Source organism: Olsenella sp. CU969 (assembly GCF_905219715.1).
Taxonomy (GTDB): Bacteria; Actinomycetota; Coriobacteriia; order Coriobacteriales; family Atopobiaceae; genus Granulimonas; species Granulimonas faecalis.
Genome location: NZ_CAJMXC010000004.1, coordinates 44,243 through 60,304, shown reverse-complemented (window position 1 = coordinate 60,304; position 16,062 = coordinate 44,243). Strand labels below are relative to the sequence as shown.

General features: G+C 71.7%; 9 protein-coding genes and 1 pseudogene. 7 read left to right on the top strand and 3 right to left on the bottom strand.

Annotated features, from left to right (window positions below):
• Window positions 1-329 (top strand): hypothetical protein (locus JX283_RS01085; protein WP_204828944.1); only part of this gene is annotated, 329 nt, incomplete at its 5' end.
• A 1,439-nt stretch (window positions 330-1,768) separates the two neighbouring features.
• Here JX283_RS01085 and JX283_RS01080 read toward each other — a convergent pair.
• Entirely contained in the window at window positions 1,769-3,133 is a 1,365-nt protein-coding gene (locus JX283_RS01080) for a PFL family protein (protein WP_204828943.1), read from the bottom strand.
• Window positions 3,134-3,235: 102 nt separating this feature from the next.
• On the opposite strand from JX283_RS01080, the gene JX283_RS01075 reads away from it, so the two are divergent.
• Window positions 3,236-5,131, top strand: a complete 1,896-nt coding sequence (locus JX283_RS01075; RefSeq protein WP_204828942.1) for a RecQ family ATP-dependent DNA helicase — start codon at window positions 3,236-3,238, stop codon at window positions 5,129-5,131.
• 101 nt (window positions 5,132-5,232) lie between these two features.
• Here the strand turns inward: JX283_RS01075 and JX283_RS01070 are convergent, their stop codons facing one another.
• Window positions 5,233-6,078, bottom strand: a complete 846-nt coding sequence (locus JX283_RS01070; protein WP_204828941.1) for an ABC transporter substrate-binding protein — start codon at window positions 6,076-6,078, stop codon at window positions 5,233-5,235.
• A gap of 360 nt (window positions 6,079-6,438) precedes the next feature.
• Here JX283_RS01070 and JX283_RS01065 point away from each other — a divergent pair, with 360 nt between their 5' ends.
• Window positions 6,439-7,131 (top strand): TetR/AcrR family transcriptional regulator, encoded by a 693-nt coding sequence (locus tag JX283_RS01065; protein ID WP_239652406.1) that lies wholly within the window; start codon window positions 6,439-6,441, stop codon window positions 7,129-7,131.
• On the top strand, window positions 7,121-11,713 hold the full coding sequence (locus tag JX283_RS01060) for a 2-hydroxyacyl-CoA dehydratase (protein ID WP_204828939.1): 4,593 nt from the start codon (window positions 7,121-7,123) through the stop codon (window positions 11,711-11,713). The genes JX283_RS01065 and JX283_RS01060 overlap by 11 nt, the downstream gene beginning before the upstream one ends.
• A 137-nt stretch (window positions 11,714-11,850) precedes the next feature.
• Here JX283_RS01060 and JX283_RS01055 read toward each other — a convergent pair whose 3' ends face one another.
• Entirely contained in the window at window positions 11,851-13,110 is a 1,260-nt protein-coding gene (locus tag JX283_RS01055) for a M20 family metallopeptidase (RefSeq protein WP_204828938.1), read from the bottom strand.
• A gap of 282 nt (window positions 13,111-13,392) precedes the next feature.
• Here JX283_RS01055 and JX283_RS01045 point away from each other — a divergent pair.
• The 3 genes and pseudogenes from JX283_RS01045 to JX283_RS01035 all read left to right on the top strand — a co-directional run bounded on the left by JX283_RS01045 (window position 13,393) and on the right by JX283_RS01035 (window position 16,056).
• A pseudogene (locus JX283_RS01045) lies at window positions 13,393-14,329 on the top strand (uracil-xanthine permease family protein).
• Between the two features lie 316 nt (window positions 14,330-14,645).
• The gene (locus JX283_RS01040; RefSeq protein ID WP_204828936.1) at window positions 14,646-15,818 is read left to right on the top strand and encodes an aminotransferase class V-fold PLP-dependent enzyme; all 1,173 of its coding nucleotides are present in this window, start codon (window positions 14,646-14,648) and stop codon (window positions 15,816-15,818) included.
• 1 nt (window position 15,819) lies between these two features.
• Window positions 15,820-16,056, top strand: a complete 237-nt coding sequence (locus JX283_RS01035; RefSeq protein ID WP_204828935.1) for a DUF3343 domain-containing protein — start codon at window positions 15,820-15,822, stop codon at window positions 16,054-16,056.
• Window positions 16,057-16,062: the final 6 nt, after the last annotated feature.

Sequence of the window (16,062 nt, the reverse complement as noted above, 5' to 3'; positions counted from 1 at the left end):
CCGCGGGGGTGGCCTACGGCTGGTCGCTCCTGGCGGCCTCGGCCGCGGGGGCTGTGCTCCAGGCGGTCTTCTTCACCGACGTCCTCATCCGGGGCGTCCCATACCCGGTGCGCGTGCTGCTCTTCGGCGTGGGGTTCTACGGGCTGCTCGCCTGGGTGGCCGCGGCGTGTCGCTGGTTCCCCGTGGACCGTCCCGGGGCCTGGGTCATGTTCACGGCGTTCTACCTGGGCGGCCTCGTGGCGGGCTGCGTCGCGCAGACAGTGCGGGAGCGCGCTGAGGAGCGCCGCCTCGCCGAACACCTCGACCGCTGGAAGGGCGGGCGCCTCTGAGCGCGCGCCGCTATCCCGCCTCGGTCACGGCCACCTGCCCGGTCGCCTCGGTCACGGCCAACCGTCCGGCCGCCTCGNGCCCGGTCGCCTCGGTCACGGCCAGCCGCCCGATGGCGTCCAGGGCCACGACCACCCGGNCGAGGCGCTCGANGNCGTCCCCGTCGTCGGTCNTGACGGCGNTGACGTAGGCCGTGTCGCCGCGTTCGACCACACCGGCGTTGACGGTGGACGACTCCGACTCCACGGNGATCCAGCCGGGCTNGGACCAGCTGGCNGTGACGCNCTCCAGGGACGGGATGACGCTGTTGGCGGGTTCCGAGAAGACCGACGCGGCGAACGTGTCCCCCTCGGCGTCCTGTGCCTGGATGTAGGGGTAGGCCTGCACCCAGAGGCCGGCGAGCTGGCGGGGTGTGAGGTCCACGTAGGAGCCGACGTCCTCGTCGAGGGTCTCGGCGGAGCCTGCGGCCTCGAGCCACTCGTTTATCCNGTCGGTGCCGAAGGCGCTCTTGACCCGGTAGTAGGAGTTGTTGTCGGAGTCCACGATGGCGCTGGCCACGGACCCGGAGAGGGCGCCGGGCGCGCCGGAGCCCCCGTCGGAGAGGACCGAGAGCACGTAGGGGCCCTTGATGGCGCTGGCCGCGTAGTAGGCGGTGTCCTCGTTGTGGGCCGAGATGACCGTGCCGTCGGTGGTGCAGAGGTACCAGCCCACGGTGTCGCCCCGGTCCTGGATGGCCGAGACCGCCTGGGTGAGGTCGGAGGCCGCCGCCGCGGTGGAGGCCGCCCCCTGCAGGAGGTCGTGGGGGCCTGCGGCCGCGGCGGACATCGTCGCCGTGCGCGCCGGGGCCAGGCGGGCGGTCTCGGCGTTGCCGGCCACGCACGATGCCACGAGCGCCACGGCCGTCACGGCCACGGCGGCCGCGGCCCAGAGCAGGACGCGCATCGGGGCGGCGGGGCGGCCGAGGGCGCTCCTGAGGAGGGGGGAGGACGGCCGGCGACGGGTGCCGGGCCCCATGAGGTCCCGGTGCGCGCGGGCCCCGGGGAGCGCGCGCACCGTGCCACGGCCGTGGGACCGATCCTGGCGGGCCTCGGCCCGGGCCGCCCTGTGGGCGGCTGAAGCCGCCACCGACCCTGTGCTTCGCCCGCCATGGGCGGGACGGTCGCCTCGGGAGGAGGGGCGCGCGTCGGCCGCGGGCCTGCCGTGGGCCGGTGTGGTGCCGCGGCGCCTGTCGCCGGTGGGGCGGCCGTGGGGCGCTGGCTCGCGGCCGCCCGTGCGGCGGGTCCCCCCGCGGCCGGGGCACCCGCCGTCAGCGGACGGCCGCGCTCTCGGAGTTCGGGCCATGGAAACCTCCCCGTGNCTCGCGCCTGTCGTGTGCGGCGCCTGTTCGGGGCCACAGCATAGCGTCNGACGGCGGGCCGTCGCCAGGGCCTGTCCCCCGGAACTAGTTCTTGAGGCTGTTGAGCGGTGCGGGGAAGTGGCCTCCGCGGTGGGCGAGGACGGTCCCGGCGTGGGGGTTCACCGCCATGACGGGCGCCTCGCCGAAGAGGCCGCCGAACACGAGGGTGTCGCCCGCTTCCTTGCCGATGGCGGGGATGATGCGCACGGCCGTGGTCTTGTTGTTGATGACGCCGATGGCCATCTCGTCGGCGATGATGCCGGCGAGGGCCTCCACCGTGGTGTCGCCCGGGACGGCGATCATGTCGAGGCCCACGGAGCACACGCAGGTCATGGCCTCGAGCTTCTCGAGGGAGATGGCGCCGTCGCGGGCGGCGCGGATCATGTCGGCGTCCTCCGACACCGGGATGAAGGCGCCCGACAGGCCGCCCACGCTCGAGCTGGCCATGACGCCGCCCTTCTTGACGGCGTCGTTGAGCAGGGCCAGGGCGCACGTGGTGCCCGGGCCGCCGCACTCTCCCACGCCGATGATCTCGAGGATGCGGGCCACGGAGTCGCCCACGGCGGGGGTGGGGGCCAACGAGAGGTCGACGATGCCCTTGGCCGCGCCGAGCCGCCTGGCGGCCTCGCGGCTCATGAGCTCGCCGGCGCGGGTGATCTTGAAGGCGGTCTCCTTGATGCGCTCGGCCACCTCGTCGAGGTTCGCGGTGGGGGGCAGCTGCTCGAGGGCGGCGGCCATGACGCCGGGGCCCGAGACGNCCACGTTGATCACGGCGTCCGCCTCGCCCGTGCCGTGGACGGCGCCGGCCANGAAGGGGGAGTCNTCCACCATGTTGGCGAAGACCACGAGCTTGGAGGCGGCCACGCACTGCTCGTCGCGGGTGAGTTCGGCGCACTCGAAGATCTTCTCGGCCATGAGCAGCACGGCGTCCATGTTGATGCCCGCGCGCAGGGTGGCCACGTTGACGCTCGAGCAGACGCGGGAGGTCCCGGCCAGGGCCTCGGGGATGGACTGGATGAGGCGGCGGTCGGAGTCGCCCACGCCCTTCTGGACGAGGGCCGAGAAGCCGCCGATGAAGTCGACGCCGAGGGTCTCCGCCGCGCGGTCGAGGGCGTGGGCCACGGGGGTGAGGTCCTCGTCGGGGCAGGCCGCGGCCACCTGGGCCACCGGCGTCACCGAGACGCGCTTGTTGATGATGGGGATGCCGTANTCGCNCTCCAACGACTCCNCCACGGGGACGAGGCGCTCCGCCGTGCGGCACACGTGGTCGTAGACCTTGGAGCAGAGGGCATCCATGGAGGGGTCGGCGCACGAGCCTAGGGAGATGCCCATGGTGACGGTGCGGATGTCGAGGTTCTGCTGCGAGACCATGTTGAGGGTCTCGAAGACCTCCTCGGGCGTGATGGACATGGGGCCTCCGTTCTCGGCGTTGCGGTCCCGCCATTGTATACGAGGGCGCGGCCCCCANGGCCTACACTGGGTGGCCCGGCAAAACCCGGCGAGAGGAGCCCCATGACCCACGCGTCCACGCCCGAGGACGTGCTCAAGGACGTCTTCGGGTACGACTCGTTCAGGCCACACCAGCGCGAGGTCGTCGGTGCCGCCCTCGACGGCCGCGACGCCCTCGCCGTCATGCCCACCTCCGCCGGCAAGTCCATCTGCTACCAGGTGCCGGCCATCCTGCTGCCCGGTGTGGCCGTGGTGGTCTCGCCGCTCATCTCGCTCATGGCCGACCAAGTGGCCGCCCTCGAGGCCTGCGGCGTGGAGGCCGCCTACCTCAACTCCACGNTCTCGGCCGCCGAGCAGGCCGACGTCCTCGCCCGCGTCGCGCGCGANCTCGNCCTCCTCTACGTGGCTCCCGAGCGTCTGGGGGACCCGCGNCNCGCCGCCGCCGTGGCACGCCGCGGCTGCCCCATCGTGGCCGTGGACGAGGCCCACTGCATCTCCCAGTGGGGCGCCGACTTCCGCCCCGACTACCTGCGCATCCGTGACGCCGTCGACGCGGTGGCCGCCGCCCAGGGCTCGCGCCCNGCCATTCTCGCGCTCACCGCCACGGCCACCGACGCCGTGCGTGCCGACATCGCGGCGTCGCTCGGGCTCGTCGACCCCCTCCGCGTGGTGGCGAGCTTCGACCGTCCCAACCTGGCCTTCTCCTGCGAGCGCTTCCCCAACGAGCGTCGGCGCACCGACTGGGTCGTCTCCTACGTGCGCGCCCACGCCGACACCTCGGGCATCGTCTACTGCGCCACCCGCAAGCAGGTGGACGCCCTTCACGAGGCGCTCAGGGCCGCCGGGGTCCGCGCCGCCCGCTACCATGCCGGCATGGCCGAGTCCGAGCGCGCCCANGCCCAGGACGACTTCACCCATGACCGATGCTGTTGTGTCGTGGCCACCAACGCCTTCGGCATGGGCATCGACAAGTCCGACGTCTCCTACGTGCTGCACCGCTCGCTGCCCCTCACGCTCGAGGCCTACTACCAGGAGGCCGGCCGCGCGGGGCGCGACGGCTCGCCGGCTGAGTGCGTGCTGCTCTACCGGGAGGCCGACCTCCAGACGGCGCGGTTCCTCATCTCCCACGGCTCCGAGGCCTCCGACNGCGACCCGGNGGCCGAGGCTCGGCTCCAGGCCGCCTACGCCAGGCTCGAGGCCATGCGCCGCTACGCGGTGTCCGAGCGGTGCCTGCGCCAGCGGATCCTCGCGTACTTCGGCGAGGAGGCCCCGGACCGCTGCGGGCCCGGCGTGGAGGCCTGCGGCGTGTGCCGCGACGCCGAGGCCCGGGCNGCCGCGGGCACGGCCGACGAGGACCGCACCACCGACGCCCTCAAGGTCCTCTCCTGCGTGGCCCGGCTCCAGTGCCAGGGGCGCCTCCAGGGTCGCGCCCGGGTGAGCGCCGTGCTCACGGGCTCGCGCTCCGCCGACATCCTGGACCGCGGCCTCGACCGCCTCTCCACCTACGGGCTGCTCGCGTCGGTGGGCACCGTCGGCGTGGACCGGCTGGTGGACGTGCTGGTTGACCGCGGGCTGCTCGCCTTCACCGCAGAGGAGCGCCCGGTGCTGTACCTCACCGAGGAGGGCTCCGCCTACCTGCAGAGCCGGGAGCCGCTCATGCTGGCCCCCGGGGCCCGCGGGGCGTCGGCCGCCCCCGGCGCCCCTGGCCGGGGGAGGGCGTTCGGCTCGGGGGGCGGTCCCGTGGACGAGGCGCTCTTCCAGCGCCTGCGCGACGTGCGCCGCGAGCTCGCCGGGGACTCTCCGGCCTACGTCGTGGCCACCAATGCCTGCCTGGAGGAGATCTGCCGCAGGCGTCCTACCACCCGTGAGGAGCTCCTCGAGGTGCCGGGCATGGGCCGCCGCAAGGTGGAGCGCTACGGCGACGAGCTGCTNGAGGCGGTGCGCCAGGCCGCGGGGTGAAGGCGGCCGCACGGGAACGCCCGCCCGTATCGTCGGATACGGGCGGGCGTTCCAAGCGCTTCCGTTGATGCGAGGACCCGGGCTCCGGGTGGCGAGGGGCCTTACAGCGTGGTCCCGAACCACTTCTGCTCGAGCTGGTCCATGGTGCCGTCGTCCTCGAGGTCCTTGAGGGCCTGGTTGATCTTCTCGGTGAGGCCGGGGTTGTCCTTGGATACCACGATGCCGTACTGCTCGCCGGTGGGGATCTCGGTGGTCACCTCGAGGTCGGAGTAGGCGATCTTGATCTCGTACTGGGCCACGGGCAGGTCGCAGACCACGGCGTTGTAGAGGCCGCTCTGCAGGCCTGTGAGGCACTGGATGATGTCGTCCAGGGGCACGCAGGTGGCGTTGGGCAGGTTCTCCTTGACCCAGGACTCGCCGGTGGTGCCGGACTGCACGGCCACCTGGGTGCCGGCGACGTTGAGGGTGTCCACGTCGGTGGCGGTGGCGCCCTTCTTGACCACGATGGCCTGGTTGGAGTCCATGTAGGGGTCGGTCATGTCGACCTCCTCCAGGCGCTCGTCGGTGATGGTGACCGCGCCGATGGAGACGTCGGCCTTGCCGCCCTGCTTGATGGTGGGGACGATGGTGTCGAACTGCACGGAGGGCAGGATGTTGGGCTCGAGGCCGAGCTTGTCGCAGACCGCCTTGTAGACNNCCACGTCGAAGCCCTCGAAGTCGCCGCCGTTNTCNGCACTCATCGAGACGAAGGGCGGGAAGTAGAAGTTGGAGATCATGGTGAGCTTGCCGTCCTCGACCAGCGCGTAGTCATCGGTCGTGGAGGTGTCNGGCTCCTGGGCGGAGGANCCGGACGGGGAGGGCGAGCCGCCGCAGGCCGCGAGGGTCACGGCGAGCACGGCTGCCAGCATGCAGCCGAGCACGGTGGAAAGGTGGGGCTTCTTCTTCATGGTTGCTCCTTGTGCTGTCGCGTCGGGCGTGAGGAGGATGCTGACACGGGTGCGGGGGAGGGCTCCCCTAAAGGGGCACCTTGAAACAGTCTTGTTATAGAAAGTGGCCTAATACACGATTTTTGNCACATTGTCCGAATGAATACGCGAATGAGTGCATAGATATCCTCCGAACGGTCGGAGGCCCAGGGCGGCTGGGACAGAAGTGCCCGACCATTGGGACAGAAGTGTCCGGGTGGTGGGACGGCGGGCACTGGTATGCTACGGCGATTTTTGGGGAACCATNTGCACGGTATGTGCAATACTTCACGGACCGTGCAGTATTGCACACCATGTATACAAAATCGGTCAGGAGTGCCCTTGCCCCGAACCAGCCAGTCCAACGCCGCCGACCCGCGCTGCGTGCGGTCCCGGGAGCTTCTCCGCGACGCCCTCGCCGCCGACCTTGTGGCCCAGGGGGACCNCGCCCGGGTCACGGTCACCTCGGTGAGCGACCGCGCAGGCCTTACCCGACGCACCTTCTACGCCCACTACCGCTCCATCGACGACCTCGTGGCCGAGGTGGAGGACGAGACCCTCGCCGACGTCGTGCGCCTCGCCGAGGCCGTGGCCGAGAACCACCTCGATCAGGTCTTCTCGGCCTGCGACGCCCTGGAGCCCGTGCCCGGGTCGGTGGAGCTCCTCTCCTATTTCAGGGACCGCAGCGCGCTGCTCGTCCCGCTCCTGGGCCCCGGCGGCGACCCCAGTTTCATGCAGCGCCTCAAGGCCGCCCTCCACGACGCCTTCGCGTCCCGGGCCCTCGAGGGCCTGGACGGCCGCACCCTCNGCGCCTTCNTCGACTACTACGTCACCTTCGCCGTGAGCGCGGAGTGCGGTGTGCTGGAGCGGTGGCTCCAGGGCGGCATGGCCGAGCCCGTGGGCGCGATGGCCCGCCTCATGACCCTGCTCATGTTCGTGCGCCCCGGCGACCTGTACGGCAGCTCCTACGACATGAACATCCCCATGTACGGCTTGGCCCTCATGGCTTCTTTGGAGGACGCAGATGAGTCATAACGCCACGGAAAACAGCAGGTACCACTTGGTGGAGACGGGCGCCGAGCTCGCTCCTGCCGAGCCGTTGGACCTCTCCGGCACCGACCTCCGCCTCGGCATCGACGTCGGCTCCACCACCGTCAAGGTGGCCGTGCTCGACGCCGACGGCGAGCTGGTCTACGCCAACTACCAGCGCCACCACACCGACATCCGCGCCACGGCCAAGGAGCTCTTCGAGCGCGCCGGCGCCCACGTGGGCGGCGCCCCCNTGCGCGTGGCCATCACCGGTTCCGGCGGCCTCCTGCTGGCCCAGTGGCTCGACCTCGAGTTCGTCCAGGAGGTCATCGCCTCCAAGCGCGCCGTCGAGACGCTCATCCCTCAGACCGACTGCGCNANCGAGCTCNGCGGCGAGGACGCCAAGATCNTCTACTTCGANAACGGCATCGAGCAGCGCATGAACGGCACCTGCGCCGGTGGNACGGGCGCGTTCATCNACCAGNTGGCGTCGCTGCTCCACACCGACGCCACCGGCCTCGACGAGCTGGCCCGCGACGCCACGCACATCTACCCCATCGCGAGTCGCTGCGGCGTCTTCGCCAAGTCCGACGTCCAGCCCCTGCTCAACGAGGGCGCCGCGCCGGCCGACATCGCCGCCTCCATCTTCCAGTCGGTGGCCAACCAGACCGTGTCGGGCCTGGCCTGCGGCCACCCCATCCGCGGCTACGTCGCCTTCCTCGGCGGCNCGCTCCAGTACCTCTCCCAGCTTCGCGAGCGCTTCTACGAGACCCTCGACCTCGACGAGGAGCACCGCGTGGTGCCCGAGAACGCCCACCTCTTCGTGGCCTCCGGCGCTGCCATGGCCGGCGAGAGCGACAGGCTCGTCACCTTCGACGACGTCATCGCCTCCCTCGACGCCCTCGGCTCCACACAGGGCTCCGAGGTCGAGCGCCTGCCCCCGCTCTTCGCCACGGAGGGGGCCCTCGAGGAGTTCCGCGCCCGCCACGGCGCCGAGGTGGTCCCCAAGGGCAGCCTCGAGGGCTACCGCGGCCGCGTGTTCATCGGCATCGACGCCGGCTCCACGACCATGAAGGCCGCCATGGTGGGCGAGGACGGCCAGCTCCTGCGCACCTGGTACGGCAACAACAACGGCGACGTGCTCGGCACCGCCCGCGTCATCATGGACGACTTCTACGACGCACTGCCCGAGGGCGCGACCGTCGGCCACGTGACCACCACCGGCTACGGCGAGGTCCTGCTCATCGAGGCCCTCAAGGCCGACTCCGGCGAGATCGAGACCGTGGCCCACCTTCGCGGTGCCAAGGCGTTCGTGCCCGACGTGGAGTTCATCCTCGACATCGGCGGCCAGGACATGAAGTGCCTGCGCGTGCGCGACGGCGTCATCGAGTCGATCATGCTCAACGAGGCCTGCTCGAGCGGCTGCGGCTCGTTCATCGAGAGCTTCGCCGACTCCANGGGCATGGACGTGCGCGACTGCGCCGCCGCGGCCGTGGGCGCGACGGCCCCCGTGGACCTCGGCAGCCGCTGCACCGTGTTCATGAACAGCCGCGTGAAGCAGGCCCAGAAGGAGGGCGCCACCGTGGGCGACATCGCCGCGGGCCTGTCCTACTCGGTCATCAAGAACGCGCTGTTCAAGGTCATCAAGATGCGCGACGCCGGGTCCATCGGCCGGAAGNTCGTGGTCCAGGGCGGCACCTTCATGGGCNACGCCACGCTGCGCGCCTTCGAGCAGCTCTGCGGCCGCACGGCCATCCGCCCCGACATCGCCNGGTGCAAGGGCGCCTACGGCGCCGCCCTCCTCGCCCGCGACCGCGCCGGGGAGGACGGCGCCTCCGCGCTGCTCTCCCGCGATGAGATCGACAACCTCGAGGTGAGGCATGTCAACGCCCACTGCGGCCGCTGCTCCAACAACTGCCTGCTCACCATCAACGACTTCGGCGGCGGTCGGCGCTTCATCACCGGCAACCGCTGCGAGAAGGGCGCCGGCGGCTCCAAGGCCAAGCGCACCGCCCCCAACCTCTTCGAGGTCAAGAACCGCCTGCTGTTCGACCGTCCGGGCTGGTCCCGCGAGGAGGNGCCCCGCGGCACCGTGGGCATACCGCGCGCCCTCAACATGTACGAGAACTACCCCTTCTGGCACACGTTCTTCACCGAGCTGGGTTTCGCCGTGGTGCCGTCGGACGACTCCACCAAGGCCACCTACGAGGCCGGCATCGAGTCCATGCCCTCGGAGTCCGTCTGCTACCCGGCAAAGCTCTCCCACGGCCACGTGATGNACCTGCTGGGCAAGGACGTCGACTTCATCTGGATGCCCTGCGTGCGCTGGGAGCGCCAGGAGGACGAGACCGCCGGCAACCACTACAACTGCCCCATCGTCATGAGCTACCCGCAGGCCCTGGAGCTCAACGTCGACGAGCTCTCCTCGCCCTCCGTGGAGTACCTGGCACCCTTCCTGCCCTACGACGACAGGCGGGAGCTCAAGCGGCGCCTCTACGAGGTGGTCTCCGTCCAGCGCGAGGCCGACGCCGCCGAGGGCCGCGGCCGCGTGCGGGGCGCCCACATCACCCGCGCCGAGGTGGACGCCGCCGTCAACGCCGCGTGGCAGGCCGACCTCGACTTCAAGCAGGCCATGGCCGACGCCGGCGACGAGGCGCTTGACTGGGTCGAGCGCAACGACGCCCACGGCATCGTGCTCGCCGGCCGCCCGTACCACAACGACCCCGAGGTCAACCACGCCATCCCCGAGCTCATCTCCTCGTTCGGCTTCGCCGTGCTCACCGAGGACTCCGTGGCGCACCGCACCCGCCCCGAGCGCCCCATCCGCGTGGTGGACCAGTGGATGTACCACTCCCGCCTCTACCGCGCCGCGCGCTTCGTGGCCGGCCGCAACGACCTCGACCTCATCCAGCTGAACTCCTTCGGCNGCGGCCTCGACGCCCTCACCTGCGACCAGGTCCAGGAGATCCTCGAGGCGTCCGGCAAGGTCTACACCTGTCTCAAGATCGACGAGGTCTCCAACCTGGGTGCCGCCCGCATCCGCGTGCGCTCCCTCATGGCCGCGCTCGAGGAGCAGCGCGCCGGGCTAGAGGAGGAGTTCGGCGCCGACGCCGTGCCTGTGGAGCGGGAGGCCGGCAGCGCCGCGTTCCCCAAACCCCGCTACACCGAGGAGATGCGCGAGGAGGGCTACACCATCCTCGTGCCGCAGATGGCCCCCATCCACTTCGCCCTCGTGGANCCCATCATCAAGGCGGCGGGCTACAACATGGTGCTGCTGCCGTCGGTGGACCGCGGCGCCGTGGACGCCGGTCTCAAGTACGTGAACAACGACATCTGCTACCCGTCGATCCTGGTCNCCGGCCAGATCATGGAGGCGATCGAGAGCGGGGAGTACGACCTCGACCGCACGGCCGTCCTCATCACCCAGACCGCCGGCGGCTGCCGCGCCACCAACTACATCGCCCTCATNCGCAAGGCGCTCAAGGACTCCGGCAACGGCNACATCCCCGTGATCAGCCTCGCCGTGGCCNGCGGCCTCGACGAGGACAACCCCGGCTTCGAGCTGCTCAAGCCCGCCGTGATCGTCAAGGCCCTCTACGCCCTGCTCTTCGGCGACCTCATCATGCAGCTGCTCTACCGCTGCCGCCCCTACGAGGAGGAGCCCGGCAGCGCCGACGCCCTGTTCGCCCTCATCATGGACGAGGCGGAGCGGGCCATGCCCACCATGGACCGCAGGTCGTTCTACCGCCTGTGCCAGCGCACCATCGATGCGTTCGAGCTCCTGCCGCTGGTCAACGACCGCTCCAAGCCCCGCGTGGGCGTGGTGGGCGAGANCCTCGTCAAGTTCCACCCCACGGCCAACAACGAGGTGGTCAAGGTCATCGAGTCCGAGGGCTGCGAGGCCCAGGTGCCCGGCCTCGTGGACTTCTTCCTCTTCGGCCTCACGAGCCCCATCAACATGAAGGGCGAGCTCGGCAGNTCCATGAGGCGCCGCGNCACCNACATGGCGGGCATCAAGGCCATCGAGGCCTTCCGCGCGCCCATCAACCGCATGCTCGAGGAGACCACACGCTTCCAGCCGTACCCCGACATCTTCGACATGGCCGCCAAGGCCGAGGAGATCCTCTCCCTCTGCAACACCATGGGCGAGGGCTGGCTCCTCACCGCCGAGATGTGCGACCTCATCGAGGAGGGNTGCCCCAACATCGTGTGCGCGAGCCCCTTCGCCTGCCTGCCCAACCACGTGGTGGGCAAGTCGGTGATCAAGCGCCTGCGCCAGATGCATCCCGAGAGCAACATCGTGGCCGTGGACTACGACCCCGGCGCCTCCGAGGTCAACCAGCTCAACCGCATCAAGCTCATGATCAGCGTGGCCAAGGAGAACTTCAAGAANGGGGGAGGGGCGACCGTGGGCCTCGNCCTCGACGCCGCCCCGCGCCACGCCACGTCGCTCTGCCACGGCCACATGACGGCGGCCGAGCCCATCCACCTCTCCCGCGAGCAGCTGGAGCTCATCGCCCAGGCCGAGGCGGAGGCCGCCGAGCGCGCCGCCGCGGCCGAGCGGGCTGAGGCCGCCGTGCGCGACTGACGGCGGCGCCCGTCGGGCGGCCCGGCTTTGGCCGCCCGGCTCGTTTCACGCGCACCCTGGCAGGAGGGGGCCTCCCGAGGCGTCTCGGGAGGCCCCCTCGCCGTCTCCGGGCCGCAGGGGCCCGATGCCCGGGTGGGTCAGAGGCAGCAGTCCGCCGCCAGGGCCGAGAGGACCCTCCGCACCCTGACGAGGTCGGCCACGGGCACGTGCTCGTCGGGCTTGTGGGCCACCTCCAGGCTGCCGGGGCCGTAGCTCAGGAACTCGAGGTTCCCGGTGGCGGCGGCCATGACGGCGGTGTCGGTGTAGCCGGTGAAGACGTCCACGGGCGCCGGCGAGCCGGTCACGGCCTCCGAGGCCCCCTCGAGGGCCGCCAGCAGGCGGGAGTCCGGGTCGCGCTCCACCGGCGGGCGGTCGCCGGTGACGGTGTAGGAGCCGTCCGCCCCCGGCACCGCCTCGGCGGCGCCGGCCAGGGCGTCGGCCACGAGCCGCTCCGCGAGGGCGGTGTCCGCCGGCGGGACGAGGCGCATGTCGATCCACAGGTGGGCGCGGTCGGGCACCACGTAGGGGCGGTAGCCGCCCTCCACCTGCCCNAACGTCACCGTGCTCCGCCCGAGCTCCGGGTGCTCGGGGAGCGCGAGCACCGACGAGCNCAGCCGGCNCACGAACTCCGCCGCCGCGGCNACGGCGTCGGCGCCCTCCCACGGGGTGGAGGCGTGGGCCGTCAGGCCGCGGACGTCCACCTCGAACCACGTGCGCCCCTTGTGGGAGACCCGCGCGCGGCCGTCCGTGGGCTCCGTGTCCACCACCCAGCAGCCGTCGTCCAGCCAGCCGGCGTCGAGCACGGCCTCGATGCCGCGCATGAAGTCCTCCTCGTCCACGGTCAGGAGCATCATGAGGGGCCTTCTCGGCAGCCAGGAGCGGTCGTCGGCGGACGGGGCGTCGCCGGAGCAGACGCAGGTGCCGTGGCATCCCGCCTCCCAGCGGGCCTGGGAGACGGAGCGCAGCAGGTCGTCGAAGGCCAGCAGGGNGCAGGCGAGGNCGCCCTTCATGTCGCAGGCGCCGCGGCCGTAGAGCAGGCCGTCGCGCACCTCGCCGCCGAAGGGGTCCACGTCGGCGGACCAGCCGTCGCCCACCACCACGGTGTCCATGTGGCAGCAGAAGACGAGCGCCCCCTCGCACGAGNCGTCGCGCCCCGGCACGCACGCCGAGAGGCACGGGCGCCCCGGCAGCGCCTCGAGCNCGCGGAACCGGACGACGTCTCCCAGCCCGGCGCGGCGCACGCGCCCCTCGAGCCACGCCCTCACCTGTGCCTCCAGCGCACCCTCGTANGTGCCGGGGTCGGTGCTCTCGGTCCGCACGAGCCCTGCGCAGAGCTCCGCCTCTTCCCGGCCTTCCATGGCGTTCCTTTCCCGGTGGCCCTCGAGCGGGCCGCCCTTTCTCGGTGGCTCTCCGGGGGACCTCGTACCCAATGGGGACCCCGGGCCGCGGGTCCCGGTCGGCGACCGGTTGCGGAGGCTCTCCATGACCCTGATGCCGCTCGCCCCCGCGGACGGTGCCGCTCACCGACGGTCACGGCTGAAAACCAGACAAAAAGTAAGGGAGTCAACAAGCCGGCGTCCTGAGCCTCATCCAGAGCCACCCCCTCGTGGGCCACCTCGGGTCGGGGCTGCCCCGTGTTCATGGGCGCGGCCTTCGCCTACGTGCCCACGCTCGCCGCCGTCGCCGGCATGGGCGGCACCGGGGCCGAGGACTTCGGCAGCGCCCGCAACTGGCTCGTCGCCATCGTCACCCTCGTGGCGTGCGTGGCCTTCGCCAACTTCGGCAAGGGCGTGCTCAAGCTCGGCTCGCTCCTCTGGGGCCTCCTCGTGGGCTACGGGCTCTCCCTGGCCCTGGGCATGGTGTCGTTCGACGGGCTGGCCGGCGAGGCCTGGTTCGCGCTCCCCGCGTTCACGCCCTTCTCTCTCGAGTTCCAGCCGGCGGCCATCGCCTCGCTCTCCATCGTGTTCGTCGTGGGTGCCGTGCAGATCGTGGGCGACCTCAACGGCGCCTGCGCCGGCGCCCTCGACCGCGAGCCCGCCGAGCGCGAGGTACTCGCAGAACATCGGCATCGTCAACCAGAACAAGGTCATCAACAAGAAGGTGATGGTGGCCGCCTGCCTCATCATGCTCTGCGCCGGCCTCATGCCCAAGGTCGCCTTCGTGCTCCCGGGCATCCCCAAGGCCGTCATCGGCGGTGCCACCATCAACGTCTTCGCCACCATCACGATGACGGGCGTGCGCCTGCTCACCAANAACGGCCTGTCCCAGCGCACGGCCTCCGTCGCGGGTCTCTCCGTCGCCCTGGGCATGGGCATCGCCCTCACCTCCGGCGCCCTGGCCGGCCCCGGGGTGCCCGAGTGGGCCCAGGGCGTCCTCGGCTCGTCCTCGCTCGTGGTGACCGCCATCACGGCCATCGTGCTCAACCTCGTGCTCCCGGGGCGCGAGGAGGTCGAGCCGGCGGGGGAGGGCGCGCCCGGAAGCGGCTCGCCGGCCGGCGGCCCGAGGCTCGCGGCGGGCGCCTGGGGGCACCGCGCCCAGGGGCGCCGGGAGCGGGCCCCGTGCCGGGTCCACCCATGATGAGTGGGCCGTCGCTGCAGATGTCGGACGGATAATGGCAACCGGTTGCTCACCTGCNCGCGGCCGGTTGCCCCNTTTCGGCGGTAGGGACGCCTGACGGCACGATAAAGGCAACCAGGTGCATTGACAGCGCTCACACCTGCCGTCTAAGGNCTCTCGGCGGTCCTTGGCGCCGAGCGTCGTCCTCCCGTCGCCGTGGCCGCGGCACCGGCCATGCGTGGCGGCATGGCGGAGACGCGGGACGCGGCACGCAGGGGACCGTCCGCCTCTGGTATACCAGAGGGGTACGACGCACCTAGCGGGAGGACGGGNTTCCATGATCTACCTCAACTGCGCGGCGNCGTCCCACGACCGGCCGCCGTGCGTGGCCGAGGNCGTGGTGGAGGCCATGGGCAACCTCGGCAGCTCCGGGAGGGGGGCCGGCGACGCCGAGCTGGGTGCCGCCCGCACCGTGGCCCACGCACGCGTCTCGCTTGCGCGGCTCCTGGGCAGCGACTCCCCCGAGCGCGTCGNNTTCACCGCCAATGCCACGGANGCCCTGAACATCGCCATCCTGGGCTGCGTGCGGCCCGGCGACCCGGTGGTGGCCACCGACTGGGACCACAACTCGGTGCTCCGCCCCCTCTACCGGTTGGAGCGCGCCGAGGGCGTGCGCCTCTCGTTCTGGCGGGCCGACAGGCGCGGCCGCCTCGACCTGGCGGACCTCGAGCGGCTGTGCGTGCCCGGGACGCGGCTCGTCGCGGTCACCCACGGGTCCAACCTCACCGGCAACCTGGTGGACGTGGCCGCCTGCGCCGAGGTGGCCCACGCCGCGGGTGCCCTGCTCCTCGTGGACTGCTCCCANACGGCNGGCTCGGTGCCCTTCTCCATGGAGCGGGCAGGCNCCGACCTCGTGGCCTTCACGGGCCACAAGGCGCTCCTCGGCCCCCAGGGCACGGGCGGGCTCATCGTGGCGCCCGGCGTGGAGGTGGAGCCCGTCCTGAGCGGCGGCACGGGCATCGCCTCGNCCCTCCCGCACCAACCCGATGCCTACCCCGAGCACCTCGAGGCCGGCACGCTCAACGGTCACGGCATAGCCGGCCTGGGCGCGGGCGTCGACTGGCTGCTCGAGCGCGGCGTCGGCGCCGTCCACTCCCACGACCTCGCCCTCGTGCGCCGCTTCGTGGCCGGGCTCCGCGCCATCGACGGCGTGACGGTCTACGGCGNCTTCCCNGACGANCTCTCCACGCTGGACGGCGTCACGTGCGACCACGGGGCCGCGGTGGCCGTCAACCTCGACGGCTGGGACTCCTCCGAGGCCGCCGACGAGCTCGAGGAGACCTACGGCATCGCGGTGCGCGCGGGGCTGCACTGCGCCCCCCGCATGCACGGGGCGCTCGGGACGTCCGACACCGGCGCCGTGCGCTTCTCGTTCGGCGCGTTCACCACCGAGGCCGACGTGGATGCGGCCCTCGCCGCTCTCGCGGCCATGGCCTCCGAGGAGGGCTGACATGGGCAGGCGCAAGAGGCTCAGGGCCGTGGCGACCTTCGCCTCCACCCACGACGCCGTGGAGGCGGAGGCCCTCTGCANGGGGGCCGGCATCGCCGGCAGGCTCATCCCCACGCCGGTGGCCGTGCGCGCCACCTGCGGGCTCTCCTGGTCCATGGACCCGGCCGACCGCGGGGCCTTCGAGGCCGTGGCCCGANGGAGGTTCGCCATAGAGAGCATCCAGGAGCTCGAGCTCTAGAGAAGG